Genomic DNA, 12,143 nt, shown 5'->3' with positions numbered 1-12,143 from the left:
TAACGCATGAGAGTGATGTTTAGTTTACGTAATAGCGATTTTCCGGGGTTTTTCGCAAGGTCCTCTGATCTGGCAAGGGCGGCGCTTAGCCCCTGAAGCGTGGAGCAAATATGGCTAAGGGCGCTTTGCACTAGGAATTCAAGCCTATCAAAATCCAAGCACATCGGCCATGGAATAAAGTCCCGGCTGGCGGCCGCGCGCCCACAGAGCGGCGGCCACGGCGCCCCGGGCGAAAATGCCGCGATCGGTCGCGATGTGGCCAAGCTCGAGGCGCTCGCCGGGGCCGGCGAAGATGACGCGGTGCTCGCCCACGACATCGCCGCCGCGCAAGGCGGCAAAGCCGATATCGCCTTCGCGCCGTGGGCCGGTCTCGCCGTCACGCACGTGAACGCCGCGCTCCTTGAGATTGATCTCGCGGCCCGAGGCTGCCGCCTCGCCGAGCATGAGGGCCGTGCCTGACGGCGCATCGCGCTTGTGACGATGGTGCAGCTCCAAAATCTCGATATCGAATTCGGAGCCGAGGATCGAGGCGACGCGCGCGGTGAGCGCCGCCAGCAAATTGACGCCGAGACTCATATTGCCAGCCTTGACGATAGTCGCATGCCGGGCGGCCGCCTCAATCTTGGCAAGATCGTCGCCGGCAAAGCCCGTCGTGCCGATAATATGCACGATGCGCGCCTGGGCCGAGAGAGCCGCGTAGCCGACCGTCGCTTGCGGCGTGGTGAAATCGAGCACGGCATCAACCGCTGCGAAGAGCGGCAGGGGATCGTCGGTGATGGCTATGCCGACCGGCGCGAAACCCGCAGCCTCGCCGATATCGCGCCCGACGCTCGGCGAGCCTTTGACCTCGAGGGCGCCGGCGATGCTGCAGCCTTCAGTCTCGGCGAGCACGCGCGTCAGGGTCTGGCCCATGCGGCCTCCGGCACCGAGCACGGCGATCTTCATGTCACTCATCTTGGCAACCACGACACGATGCGATCCAGGCGGATTGAAATCCGCGACGATCAAGCTGACCCTTCTAAGACGGGGCCGACGCGGTCACAAGGGCCGCGGCGTCAACGGCGACAGGTTTAGGGCTAGGCCACGAGCGGGCGCTCGATGGCCTTGCGCGCCTCGTCCTCGGATATTTCCGTCGAGGGCTTGCCGAAATAGAAGCCCTGGACCTGGTCGCATCCCCATTTTTTGAGCATGGCGGCCTGGCCTTCGGTTTCCACGCCCTCGGCGGTGATGGTCACGTTCAGGGACTGGCCGAGGCCGACAATGCTGGAGACGATGCCGCTGGTCTGCGGGCTCGTTCCGAGCGTATCGATGAAGGAGCGGTCGATCTTGATCTTCCGGACCGGGAAGCGGGTGAGATAGCTCAAGCTCGAATAGCCGGTGCCAAAATCGTCCATGACGATGGAGACGCCCATCTGATCGAGCCGCGTCAGGGTCTCGACGACGGCGTCGGTGTTCTGGAGGAGGACGCCTTCGGTGAGTTCGAGCTCGAGCCGCCTTGCATCGAGGCCTGTCTCGTTCAGGACCTTGCGCACCAGCGCCACGACGTCCTGCGTCTTGAACTGGGCCGGCGAGAGATTGACCGCAAGCGAGGTGTCCTCCGGCCACGTGGTGGCATAGGCGCAGGCGGTGCGCAGGATCCACTCCCCCAGCGCGGCGATGAGGCCGGTCTCCTCGGCGATCGGGATAAAGGTCGTTGGCGGAATCTCGCCCTCGGTCGGGTGCCACCAGCGCACCAGCGCCTCGTAGCCGCTGAGCTTGCCGGATTCGAGACCGAACTGAGGCTGGTCGATGCGCAGATCCGCCTCCAGACGGCGGCGCTTCTGCAACGCGGCGTCCATGGCGGGTTCGAAGAAGCGGAACGTATTACGGCCGTCTTCCTTGGCCCGATAGAGCGCGAGATCGGCATTCTTCATCAAGGTCTCGACGGGCGCGCCGTCGATGGGGCCGAGCGCGATGCCGATGCTCGCCGACGTAATCACCTCGTGGCCGTTGACCTGGTAACCGCCGGCGAGCGCGGTCAGAGTCGGCGCGCCAAGCGCATGGCGGCCTCAGGCGAATCGAGTTCCTCGGCAACGACGGCGAACTCGTCACCGCCGAGACGGCCGACCACGTCGGCTTCGCGGACATTCCTCCTTGAGGCGTGCCGACCGGCCCGAGACGACACCCGCAACGACGGTGAGCAGCCCAAGGACCATTAGACCGGCCATCACCAGCCGGTCGCGCGCGCCGATTTCACTCATGCATGGCTCCAGTAGCCCGAAGATCGAGGGAGCTTTTTATAGGGAAGCGACGTTAAGGCAGCGCCAACGTAAGCGGTAAACAGCCTGTTAAGCTGCTAGGACCAAGCGAAGGCAACCTTGCGCAAGGTGACCTCGCCGAACGCCTCCGCGCCCTCCGCGACGGGCTTGCCGCCGAGCCGTGCATAGAAGTTGCAGGCCGCTTCGTTGTCGATGAGAGCCCAGACCAGCAGGCCTTTCAGCCTAAGATCTGCGAGGCGGCCGCGTGCGGCCTTGAACAGGATCTCGCCCAGCCCCAAGCCTTGGTATATCGGGTGCAGATAGAGCTCGAAAATTTCACCCTGGAACGGCGAACGGCCGAAGCGGCTGCGGCCATAGGTGACGTAGCCCGCGACCTGTCCGTCGAAATCGAGCACCAGCAGCGGTCCGCGTTTGCGTAAGGTCGCATCCCACCAGCGGAGACCGCGGCGGGCAAGCATACGCTGCAATGACAGATGCGGGATGATGCCCTGATAGACGCCCTGCCAGGCCTCCTCGTAGACGGCGGCGAGAGCTTCCGCATCCTTCGTCCGCGGCGGTCTGATCTGAACGACGTCGACGGTCATGAGACCAGCCTAGCGCAGAGGTAATGCGAAGGGCCAGAGGGGTCTCGGTTTTATTCAGCGGTCGTTGCGGGTTTGCCGGCGTGGTCTAGGCGACTTCCGCCTCGACGCGCTGGCGATCGGCCCGCTTGCGCTCGTTGGGATCGAGATGGCGCTTGCGCAGGCGGATCGATTTCGGCGTGATCTCCACGAGCTCGTCATCTTGGATGTAGGCGAGCGCGCGCTCCAGCACCATGCGCAGCGGCGGGGTGAGGCGCACGGCCTCGTCCTTCGAGGTGGTGCGGATATTGGTCAGCTTCTTGCCCTTGAGCACGTTGACCTCAAGATCGTTGTCGCGGGTGTGCTCGCCTACGATCATGCCGCGATAGACGCGGGTGCCGGGGTCGATCATCATCGGCCCGCGATCTTCCAGATTCCAAAGCGCATAGGCCACCGCCTCGCCCGCATCGGTCGAGATGAGGACGCCGTTGCGGCGGCCTTGAATCGTGCCCTTATGCGGCGCGTAGCCGTGGAAGAGCCGGTTCATGATGCCGGTGCCGCGCGTATCGGTGAGAAGCTCCCCCTGATAGCCGATCAGCCCTCGCGTCGGCGCGTAGAAGACGAGGCGCTGGCGGCCGCCGCCGGAGGGGCGCATCTCGACGAGCTCCGCCTTGCGCTCCGACAGCTTCTGCACCACGACTCCGGAATGCTCCTCGTCAAGATCGATGACGACCTCTTCGATCGGCTCCAGCAGGACGCCGTTCGGCTCGCGCTTCAAGAGGACGCGGGGCCGCGACACGCTAAGCTCGAATCCTTCGCGGCGCATGGTCTCGATAAGAATGCCGAGCTGCAACTCGCCGCGCCCGGCAACCTCCATGGAATCTTTTTCTTCCGACTCGGTGACGCGCAACGCCACGTTGCCTTCACCCTCGCGCAAGAGGCGGTCGCGGATCATGCGGCTCGTGACCTTGTCGCCCTCGGTGCCGGCAAGCGGCGAGTCGTTGACGCGGAAGGTCATCGACAGTGTGGGCGGGTCGATCGGCTGCGCGGGCAGCGGCACCATCACTTCCGGCGCGCAGATGGTCTGCGCAACCGTGGCATTGGGGAGCCCGGCGAGCGAAACGATGTCGCCGTCGCTTGCTTCGTCGAGAGCGACACGCTCAAGGCCACGGAAGGCGAGCACCTTGGAGACGCGGCCCTGCTCGACGAGCTTGCCGTCATGGTCGAGCACCTTCACCCCCTGATTGGGCGTGACGGAGCCCGAGGTGATGCGGCCGGTGACGATGCGGCCGAGATAGGCATTGGCTTCGAGGATCGTGCCGAGCAGGCGGAACGGACCTTCCTCGATGGTCGGCGCCGGCACATGGTTGAGGACGAGGTCGAACAAAGGCTGCATGCCCGCGTCCTTGGGGCCGTCGGGGCTTGCCGCCATCCAGCCTTCCTTGGCGGAGCCATAGAGGATCGGGAAGTCGAGCTGCGCGTCGTTCGCGTCCAGTGCGGCGAAAAGGTCGAACACCTCGTTGACCACCTCGGTGGGCCGCGCATCGGGACGGTCGACCTTGTTGATGACGACGATGGGCTTGAGACCCATCTTCAAGGCCTTGGAGACGACGAATTTGGTCTGGGGCAGCGGGCCCTCGGCGGCATCGACCAACACCAAGGCGCCATCCACCATGTGCAGGATGCGCTCGACCTCACCGCCGAAATCGGCATGGCCCGGCGTGTCGACGATATTGATGCGGATGTCGTTCCAGGTGATCGACGTCACCTTGGCGAGGATCGTAATGCCCCGCTCGCGCTCCAGATCGTTGGAATCCATGGCGCGCTCGGCGACCCGCTGATTCTCGCGGAAAGAGCCGGATTGCTGGAGCAGCCGATCGACCAGGGTCGTCTTGCCATGATCGACATGGGCAATGATTGCGATATTGCGAAGCTTCATGAGGGAAAGGTTCTGTTGGACGCCCTGGGGGGCGGCTTGTGATGGTGCGGCGCAATATAGCGATTTATCTTGCGATCACAATGGGTAGCTGCGGCGCCAACCAAGGCTCGAAAAGGGTCGGCGAATGCAACGCACGTAGCGCTTCGGACGTTGAAGGCGTATGAAACAGGACAATCACGAAGAGCGCGTGTGGGAGATCATCGCAAAAGCAGGCATCTGCATGATGACCACGCATTTCTCCGACGGCTTGCGCGCGCGGCCGATGGAGGCGCGACCCGATAACGACGGGGGCGCGATCTTCTTCCTCACCGACATACGCGGTCTCAAGGACGACGAGATCGAGTCCGACACGGATGTGTGCCTCGCCTTCACCTATGCAAAGGAGAAGGTGTATCTCTCCGTCAGCGGCGAAGCGGTCATCACCACCGACACCGAGAAGGCGCGCGAACTCTGGAACGAACACCAGCAGGCCTGGTGGCCGGGAGGGCCCGAGGACCCCAATGTGCGGGTGGTGCGCGTCGAGCCGCATCGCGCCGAGATGTGGGACGGCCCGGCGAGTTCGGCCGTCGCCGCCTTCGAATTCGCCAAGGCGCGTGTCACGGGCAAGAAGCCCAATCTCGGCGAGAAGCGGAAAGTCACCGTCCACCTCGGCTAGGTGCGCTTGTCTCAGTTCTTTCCTCTCGAGCCCTGGCTAGACCGGACGATTCCGTCACCCCTCCCCGCTGGCTGCCCATGAGCGGTGGTGGACGGGGCTCGCGCGGACGATAATGATGTGTGTGCTGCGCCCAGGTAATCGTTGCCGCGTCCCTAAGAATCCGGAAACCTCTCCGGATAAACGGAGGGCCAAGAGATGACGGGACTATCGCGCCGTGAGCTGATCGGAGGGGTGGCGATGAGCGGACTTGTCGTGAATGCCGCCGGAGCGGCCGAGACCATGCAGCCGCCTTTCGGCCCTGCGCCTCCCCAAGCTCGACGGGCCGGAGCTGCCGTCCTTCCGTTTTCCGCTAGGCGCGCAGCCGACGTATCAGTTCGACGGCGGCACCGCCAAAGAGGCGGACCGTCGTGCAGTTCTTCCGGTCTCGGAAAAACTCGCCGGCGTCTACATGACCCTCGAACCCGGTGCTCTGCGTGAGTTGCACTGGCACGCCAATGCGGCGGAATGGGCCTATGTCATCGCCGGACGCTGCCGCGTCACCACGATCGACCCGAACAACCAGTGCGAGATCGTCGATTTCGGTCCGGGCGATGTCTGGTACTTCCCGCGCGGGCATGACCATTCGATTCAGGGCATCGGGCCCGGCACTTGCACCTTCGTGCTCGTGTTCGACAACGGCTATTTCTCGGAGTTCGGCACCTTCTCGATCAGCGACTGGCTCGGCCACACGCCGCCGGACATGCTCGCCAAGAATTTGGCCTGACTGAATCCACCTTCGCCGATTTTCCAAAGAAGGAAGTCTATATCGCCATCGGGCCGGTGCCTCCGCCGCTGCCGGCGGACCCTGCGCAAGGCTCGCTCGACGCGCCGCCGCTCAACCATCGTTACCAGCTGCTCGCGTACAAGCCCGACCCGTTCGCAGGCGGCACGATGTGTACCGTGTCCGAGCGCGAGTTTCCCATCTCGGCAACGATGAGCGGTGCGCTCCTCACCATCAAGCCCGGGGCCTTGCGCGAGCTGCATTGGCATCCGCATGCCGCCGAGTGGCAGTTCTATCTGAAGGGCAGCGCGCGCATGACGGTGTTCGGCAGTCACAGCCGCGCACGCACCGACGAGTTTGCCGCGCACGATGTCGGCTACGTGCCGCAGGCTACGGGCATTACATCGAGAACACCGGCGACGACGACATGGAGGTCGTGCTCGTGCTCAACAACGGCACCTACGAGTCCGTGTCGATTACCGCCTGGATTGCCGCCAATCCCGACCTTCTGCTCGGCACGAATTTCAAGGTGCCGGAAAGCGTGTTCGCCAAATTCCCGAAAGACGCTGTGGTAATCCCCAAATAGGGCCGTTTTGACCCTGACGCGTTGACTTGATAAAGCTCAACGCAATCCGGGCATGTGCTCGGCCAGATCCAGCGTGATTTCCGCGTTTCGCGCTTTCCCCAGGTTGCCCCCAAAGCGCCCATCATTCCGTCGCCACAAAAAGCGGCGTCCACTGCTAGCTCGAAACTGGCATTTATCGCGAAGGAGGGCTCATGTGCGGCATCGCGGGTGTAATCGACCTCGAAGGACGGCGACGACCCGATCCGGCCATGCTGCAACGCATGGCGGACGCGCTGCTGCATCGGGGGCCAGACGATGACGGATTTCTCGTTGCGCCCGGCATAGGCCTTGCCAACCGGCGGCTCAGCATTGTCGGTCTGAGCGACGGGCGGCAGCCCATCTTCAACGAGGACGAAAGCGTGGCCGTGGTCTGCAACGGCGAACTGTTCGATTTCCCCGAGCGGCGGCAAGAGCTGGAGGCAAAGGGTCATGTGTTCCGGACCCACACCGACAGCGAGATCATCGTCCATCTCTACGAGGAGCACCTCGAGGAGCTCTTTCAGCATCTGAACGGTCAGTTCGCCTTCGTGCTGGTCGACTTCAAGCGGCGGATGGTGCTGCTGGCGCGCGATCGCGTCGGCATCTGCCCCCTTTTGTGGTCGCGGCAGGGCGATTTCCTGTATTTCGGCTCCGAGATCAAGGCGCTGATCGCCTCGGGCTCGGTAACGCCGAAAGCAGATGTGCGGGGGCTCGATCATCTCTTCACCTTCTTCGCGTTGGGGTCGCGCCGCACGATGTTTCAAGGCGTGCAAGCGGTCGCGCCGGGACACTATTTGAAGGTCGCGTGGCGCGGCGACGACGGAGTGGTCGCCCGGTCGAATGCAAATACTGGGACTTCGATTTTCCCGATTGGGGGGACGAAGAGAACCCGGCGAGCGAAGCGGCGGCGCTCGATGCGTTCGAAGAGGCGTTCGACCGGGCCGTCGAAGTGAGACTTCGCGCCGACGTGCCGGTCGTGGGCTATCTCAGCGGCGGGGTGGACTCGGCCTATGTCATGGCGACCGCCGCGCGCGTGGCAGGACAGGCGCTGCCGAGCTTCACCTTGCGCGTGCCGGATCCCCGCCTCGACGAGACCAACAACGCGCTGCAAGCCGCGCGCGCCATCGGCTCGTATCCGACCGTGGTCGATGCCGGTGCGGACATCATCACCGACCGCTATGCGACGCTCACCACGGCAACGGAATGTCCGGTGCTCGACACATCGTGCGCGGCGCTGTTGGCGCTATCTCGCGAGGTCCACGCACAAGGCTTCAAGGTGGTGCTCACCGGCGAGGGCGCCGACGAGGGCTTCGCCGGCTATGTGTGGTTCAAGATCCGGGAAATCGCGCGCGGTCTCGACATCGGCGAGGTCTTCCGGCCCAGCACGGCGATCAGCCGTGCCGCGCGCAAATGGGCTGCGCGCGATCTGACCTTCGCCGAGTTCTCGCGGATCGACACCATGATCGGCGGGCCGCACGCGCAGTCCGTGATTTACAATCTCGTGGCGCGCTCGCGCGGCCGCTATTACAGCGCCGGACTGAAGGAAGAGCTCGGGACGCATGTGGCCTATGAAGACCTCGACCTCGACACCGAGCGCATGGCGCGGTGGCATCCTCTGAACCGGTCGCTCTATCTCGGCTACAAGGTGCATCTCCCGGTTCTGCTGCTGAGCCAGAAAGGCGATCGCGTCGCCATGGCCAACAGCGTGGAGACGCGCTACCCCTTTCTCGACGAGAATGTGATCGCGCTCGCCGCCCGCCTGCATCCGCGCTGGAAGCTGCGCCGCCTCCTCAAGGACAAATATTTGCTGAGACGCGCGGCGGAACGCCGCCTGCCGCACGACGTGGCTTGGCGGCCCAAGGCCATGTTCCGGGCGCCGACGGCCGAGACCTTCCTAGTCAACCCGCCTGCCTTCGTGCGCGATTTGATAAGCAAGGAGAGCTTGGCGCGGACCGGCTATTTCGATGCCGCCGCCGTCGAGCAGGACTGCGCGGCGGTGGCGCGCGGTGAAGGCGACAGTCTCGGTACGTTCGGCAATCTGGGGCTTGGCGGCGTGGTCGCCACCCAGCTCTGGCATCACCTTTATCTCGGCGGCGGCCTGTGCGAACTGCCCTAGCTCGCTCATGCGCCGCAGGCCGTTCCGGCCGTCGCGTAAGCGGCTGTGACGTAAGGCGGAGGTCAGCCGAGCAGGGCCAGCGCGTCTCCGGCGAGGCGGTGCGTGAGATCTCCGGCGCTTACGCGCGCGCTCGGCGCGGGGCCCTGGCCGGACCAGAGCGGCGAGAAATCCGTCGAACCTGCTGCCTCGGCCTTGGTCCGCAATGGGGCAATCGCGGGTCTTGCGAGCGGGAAGGCAGGTGCTGCCGCATCGATGGGCCCTTGCTCGCGCATAAAACGGTTGACGATCCCGCGCGCAGGGCGGCCGGTCAGCACATTGGTGATGGCGGTCTCGCGGCCCGGGGCGGCGAGAGCCTCCTTGTGCAAGGCGGAAGCCTTGGCCTCGGGGCAGAGCAGATAGGCCGTGCCGATCTGCACCGCAGATGCCCCAAGCGCGAACGCGGCGGCGATGGCGCGCCCGTCCCCGATGCCGCCCGCGGCGATCACAGGGATCCGCACCGCCGCGCAAATACCGCGCACAAGCGCGACGGTGCCGGTCTGCGTGGCGACATCCGTTTCGAGAAACATGCCGCGATGGCCGCCGGCTTCCGCGCCCTGAGCAATGACAGCATCGACTCCGCGCGCGGCGAGATCGCGCGCCTCCCGGACAGACGTTGCCGTGCTAAGGATTTTACACCCCGTCGCTTTTACCCGCGCACGGAGCGGTGCCGGCGGCAGGCCGAAATGAAAGCTCACGATCTCAGGGCGAAGCGCCTCTACGGCGGCGCAGTCCCGTTCGCCGAAGGGCGGGTTGCCTTGGGGCAGCGGAAGGGGCGGGGCCTCGACGCCAAGCTCGGCAAAATAAGGCGCGATGCGCTCAAGCCACGCCCGGTCCTTTGAGAGATCGGGCGGCGTCTCAATGTGGCAGAAGAAGTTGCAGTTGATGGGCTTCTGCGTGTGCGCCCTGAACGCCGCGACACCGCTCCGGATGTGATCCGGGTCGAGCGCCGCACAGGGCAGCGCGCCGAGCCCGCCCGCTTCCGCAACGGCAATTCCCATCTCGACGCCGGCGAAGTTCGCCATCGGCGCCTGCACGATGGGAAGCTCGATGCCGAACAGGTCGAGGAGCCGTGTGTCAGGCCAGGGCATGGCCTTAGTTATCGTCGCGGCGTCTGCCGAGGAGACGCAGGCGGAGCGCATTGAGCTTAATGAAGCCTTCCGCGTCCTTTTGGTCGTAGGCGCCGGCGTCATCCTCGAAGGTGACGATCGTGTCGGAGTAAAGCGATTTCGGGCTCGAACGGCCGGTGACGATCACGTTGCCCTTGTATAGCTTGAGCGTGACTTCACCCTCGACATGCTCCTGGCTCTTGTCGATCAAAGCTTGCAGCATCTCGCGCTCCGGCGCGAACCAGAAGCCGTAATAGACGAGCTCCGCGTAGCGCGGCATCAGCTGGTCCTTCAGATGCATCGCCTCGCGGTCGAGCGTGAGCGACTCCATCGCGCGATGCGCGACATGGAGGATCGTCCCGCCCGGCGTCTCGTAGATGCCGCGCGACTTCATGCCGACATAGCGGTTCTCGACGAGATCGACGCGGCCGATGCCGTTCGCACCGCCAAGCTCGTTGAGCCGCGTCAGAAGGGCTGCCGGCGTGAGCTTCTTGCCGTCGATGGAGACCGGATCGCCTTTCTCAAAACCGATGGTGACGATGGTTGCTTTGTCGGGCGCGTCTTCCGGCGACACGGTGCGCTGATAGACGTAAGGCGGCGGCTCGACGGCAGGGTCCTCCAGCACCTTTCCTTCGGACGAAGAGTGCAGGAGGTTCGCATCCACGGAGAACGGCGCCTCGCCGCGCTTGTCCTTGGCGACGGGGATCTGATGCTGCTCGGCGAACGCGATGAGATCGCTACGCGAGGTGAAGTCCCATTCGCGCCAAGGCGCGATCACCTTGATGTCGGGATTGAGCGCATAATACGTGAGCTCGAAGCGCACCTGGTCGTTGCCCTTGCCGGTCGCGCCATGACAGACGGCGTCGGCGCCCGTTTCGCGCGCGATCTCGATCTGGCGCTTGGCGATCAGGGGGCGGGCGATGGAGGTGCCGAGGAGATAGACGCCTTCATAAAGGGCGTTGGCGCGGAACATCGGGAACACGAAATCGCGCACGAACTCCTCGCGCAGACCCTCGACGAAGATCTCCTTGATGCCGAGCTGCTCCGCCTTCTGCCGAGCAGGCGCGAGCTCCTCGCCCTGGCCGAGATCGGCGGTGAAGGTCACGACCTCGCAGTCGTAGGTCTCCTGAAGCCATTTCAGGATGATGGAGGTGTCGAGCCCGCCGGAATAAGCGAGCACCACCTTCTTCACGTCTTTTGCCATGGGAAGCGCCTTGCCGGCCGTGGGGAATGAGATCGGCGCGACTATAGGCAGGCGATGGGCTTGTGCAAGTGCCGGACGCGGCGCTTCCGGCGGGCGCTTGCCTGGCTATCAGTCCGTTCCATTGATGCCGATCAAGGCAGAGAGGCCGACCGATAGACTTTGAGATCATGGCTCCGACGCGGAACCGACATGCGGCTGCAACGTTTCAATGCTCAGGTCGGTCAAGACATACAATAAGGGTGGCGAGGAATGGCAGTCCAAGGAACAGAGCGTAGCGCGAAACAGCGGCTCGCGGGGTTGCTGAGCCGGGGTTTTGCGAAGCGGCAGCACGGTCGGTCCGATGTCGCTTGGTGGAAGACAGTGACGCATTACCGGCCCGAGCCCTGGCCAACGGCGCGCCAGTCAATGGCGCTGCATCGCTACGGCATGCCGGCCGGGAGCCGCATGCTGTCCCGCACGGGCGCGTAAGACTTTTCAGAACCCATCGTATCGTGATGGCGGGTTACGCCCGCGCGCCTGCAAGCAGCCAATACATTAAACCGCCGGCAAAACCGGCAACGGCGAAGATGCCAAGCCATTGCCCCTGCGGGAGCGAGGCAATCTCTCCTGTCGGCATCGCAAGCAACGGAATGGCGGTGCCCGCCGCGCCGCCCGCCACAACATAATAAATCCAGGAGCGAAGCCGCAGCACCTCGCCGACGATCACGGCGAGGAGAGCCGGCAAGAGCGTGAGGGCGGGCGCGACGGTGGTGAAGAGGATCACGCCGAAAACTGGCGCGCCTTGCTCCAGCAACGGGTCGTTAGGCGCTGCCGCACGGAGCTCATCGCCGACCCAATAGGCGCCAAGGGCAAACAGCACTGCGAGGCCCACGCCGACGGCGATGCAGAAGGCGAGCGCCACC

General features: G+C 64.4%; 13 protein-coding genes. 5 read left to right on the top strand and 8 right to left on the bottom strand.

Translation table 11 applies throughout. The features are described from left to right. Positions 1-147: 147 nt before the first annotated feature. The 5 genes from dapB to typA form a co-directional block, all read right to left on the bottom strand. Positions 148-954 carry a 4-hydroxy-tetrahydrodipicolinate reductase gene (dapB, locus tag ACR2J1_RS08680; protein WP_434018974.1) on the bottom strand — a complete coding sequence of 269 codons (807 nt, stop codon included), beginning with the start codon at positions 952-954 and terminating at the stop codon, positions 148-150. A gap of 122 nt (positions 955-1,076) precedes the next feature. Then, entirely contained in the window at positions 1,077-2,021 is a 945-nt protein-coding gene (locus tag ACR2J1_RS08675) for a putative bifunctional diguanylate cyclase/phosphodiesterase (RefSeq protein ID WP_434018973.1), read from the bottom strand. Then, positions 2,018-2,164 carry a diguanylate cyclase domain-containing protein gene (locus ACR2J1_RS08670; RefSeq protein WP_434018972.1) on the bottom strand — a complete coding sequence of 49 codons (147 nt, stop codon included), beginning with the start codon at positions 2,162-2,164 and terminating at the stop codon, positions 2,018-2,020. Before ACR2J1_RS08670 ends, ACR2J1_RS08675 begins: the two co-directional genes overlap by 4 nt. A gap of 171 nt (positions 2,165-2,335) precedes the next feature. Then, positions 2,336-2,842 (bottom strand): N-acetyltransferase family protein, encoded by a 507-nt coding sequence (locus ACR2J1_RS08665; protein WP_434018926.1) that lies wholly within the window; start codon positions 2,840-2,842, stop codon positions 2,336-2,338. 85 nt (positions 2,843-2,927) lie between these two features. Then, positions 2,928-4,757 (bottom strand): translational GTPase TypA, encoded by a 1,830-nt coding sequence (typA, locus tag ACR2J1_RS08660; protein ID WP_434018925.1) that lies wholly within the window; start codon positions 4,755-4,757, stop codon positions 2,928-2,930. A 160-nt stretch (positions 4,758-4,917) separates the two neighbouring features. On the opposite strand from typA, the gene ACR2J1_RS08655 reads away from it, so the two are divergent. From ACR2J1_RS08655 to ACR2J1_RS08635, 5 genes are all read left to right on the top strand, one after another. Then, the gene (locus ACR2J1_RS08655) at positions 4,918-5,412 is read left to right on the top strand and encodes a pyridoxamine 5'-phosphate oxidase family protein (RefSeq protein WP_434018924.1); all 495 of its coding nucleotides are present in this window, start codon (positions 4,918-4,920) and stop codon (positions 5,410-5,412) included. A 256-nt stretch (positions 5,413-5,668) separates the two neighbouring features. Beyond that, entirely contained in the window at positions 5,669-6,175 is a 507-nt protein-coding gene (locus ACR2J1_RS08650) for a cupin domain-containing protein (protein WP_434018923.1), read from the top strand. Positions 6,176-6,342: 167 nt separating this feature from the next. Next, the gene (locus tag ACR2J1_RS08645; protein ID WP_434018971.1) at positions 6,343-6,747 is read left to right on the top strand and encodes a cupin domain-containing protein; all 405 of its coding nucleotides are present in this window, start codon (positions 6,343-6,345) and stop codon (positions 6,745-6,747) included. 202 nt (positions 6,748-6,949) lie between these two features. Continuing rightward, positions 6,950-7,729 (top strand): asparagine synthetase B family protein, encoded by a 780-nt coding sequence (locus ACR2J1_RS08640; protein ID WP_434018922.1) that lies wholly within the window; start codon positions 6,950-6,952, stop codon positions 7,727-7,729. Continuing rightward, positions 7,726-8,892, top strand: a complete 1,167-nt coding sequence (locus tag ACR2J1_RS08635; RefSeq protein ID WP_434018970.1) for an asparagine synthetase B family protein — start codon at positions 7,726-7,728, stop codon at positions 8,890-8,892. Before ACR2J1_RS08640 ends, ACR2J1_RS08635 begins: the two co-directional genes overlap by 4 nt. 62 nt (positions 8,893-8,954) lie before the next feature. On the opposite strand, the gene ACR2J1_RS08630 is transcribed toward ACR2J1_RS08635, so the two are convergent. The 3 genes from ACR2J1_RS08630 to ACR2J1_RS08620 all read right to left on the bottom strand — a co-directional run. Further along, positions 8,955-10,019: an NAD(P)H-dependent flavin oxidoreductase gene (locus tag ACR2J1_RS08630; RefSeq protein ID WP_434018921.1), complete on the bottom strand. Its 1,065-nt coding sequence runs from the start codon at positions 10,017-10,019 to the stop codon at positions 8,955-8,957. 4 nt (positions 10,020-10,023) lie between these two features. Then, positions 10,024-11,241 (bottom strand): argininosuccinate synthase, encoded by a 1,218-nt coding sequence (locus tag ACR2J1_RS08625; protein WP_434018920.1) that lies wholly within the window; start codon positions 11,239-11,241, stop codon positions 10,024-10,026. A 502-nt stretch (positions 11,242-11,743) separates the two neighbouring features. Further along, on the bottom strand, positions 11,744-12,143 hold a 400-nt coding region (locus ACR2J1_RS08620; RefSeq protein WP_434018919.1), incomplete at its 5' end, for a hypothetical protein.

Origin of the sequence: Methyloceanibacter sp., from assembly GCF_050999895.1 — a bacterium.
Classification (GTDB): domain Bacteria; phylum Pseudomonadota; class Alphaproteobacteria; order Rhizobiales; family Methyloligellaceae; genus Methyloceanibacter.
Note: the sequence above shows the minus strand (reverse complement) of the source record. Positions and strands in the feature narration are given on the sequence as shown.

Bases quoted from the DNA above. Each gene is read 5' to 3' on its own strand.
- dapB (WP_434018974.1), bottom strand. From the start codon at position 954: ATGAGTGACATGAAGATCGCCGTGCTCGGTGCCGGAGGCCGCATGGGC.
- ACR2J1_RS08665 (WP_434018926.1), bottom strand. From the start codon at position 2,842: ATGACCGTCGACGTCGTTCAGATCAGACCGCCGCGGACGAAGGATGCG.
- typA (WP_434018925.1), bottom strand. From the start codon at position 4,757: ATGAAGCTTCGCAATATCGCAATCATTGCCCATGTCGATCATGGCAAG.
- ACR2J1_RS08655 (WP_434018924.1), top strand. From the start codon at position 4,918: ATGAAACAGGACAATCACGAAGAGCGCGTGTGGGAGATCATCGCAAAA.
- ACR2J1_RS08650 (WP_434018923.1), top strand. From the start codon at position 5,669: ATGCCGCCGGAGCGGCCGAGACCATGCAGCCGCCTTTCGGCCCTGCGC.
- ACR2J1_RS08645 (WP_434018971.1), top strand. From the start codon at position 6,343: ATGTGTACCGTGTCCGAGCGCGAGTTTCCCATCTCGGCAACGATGAGC.
- ACR2J1_RS08640 (WP_434018922.1), top strand. From the start codon at position 6,950: ATGTGCGGCATCGCGGGTGTAATCGACCTCGAAGGACGGCGACGACCC.
- ACR2J1_RS08630 (WP_434018921.1), bottom strand. From the start codon at position 10,019: ATGCCCTGGCCTGACACACGGCTCCTCGACCTGTTCGGCATCGAGCTT.
- ACR2J1_RS08625 (WP_434018920.1), bottom strand. From the start codon at position 11,241: ATGGCAAAAGACGTGAAGAAGGTGGTGCTCGCTTATTCCGGCGGGCTC.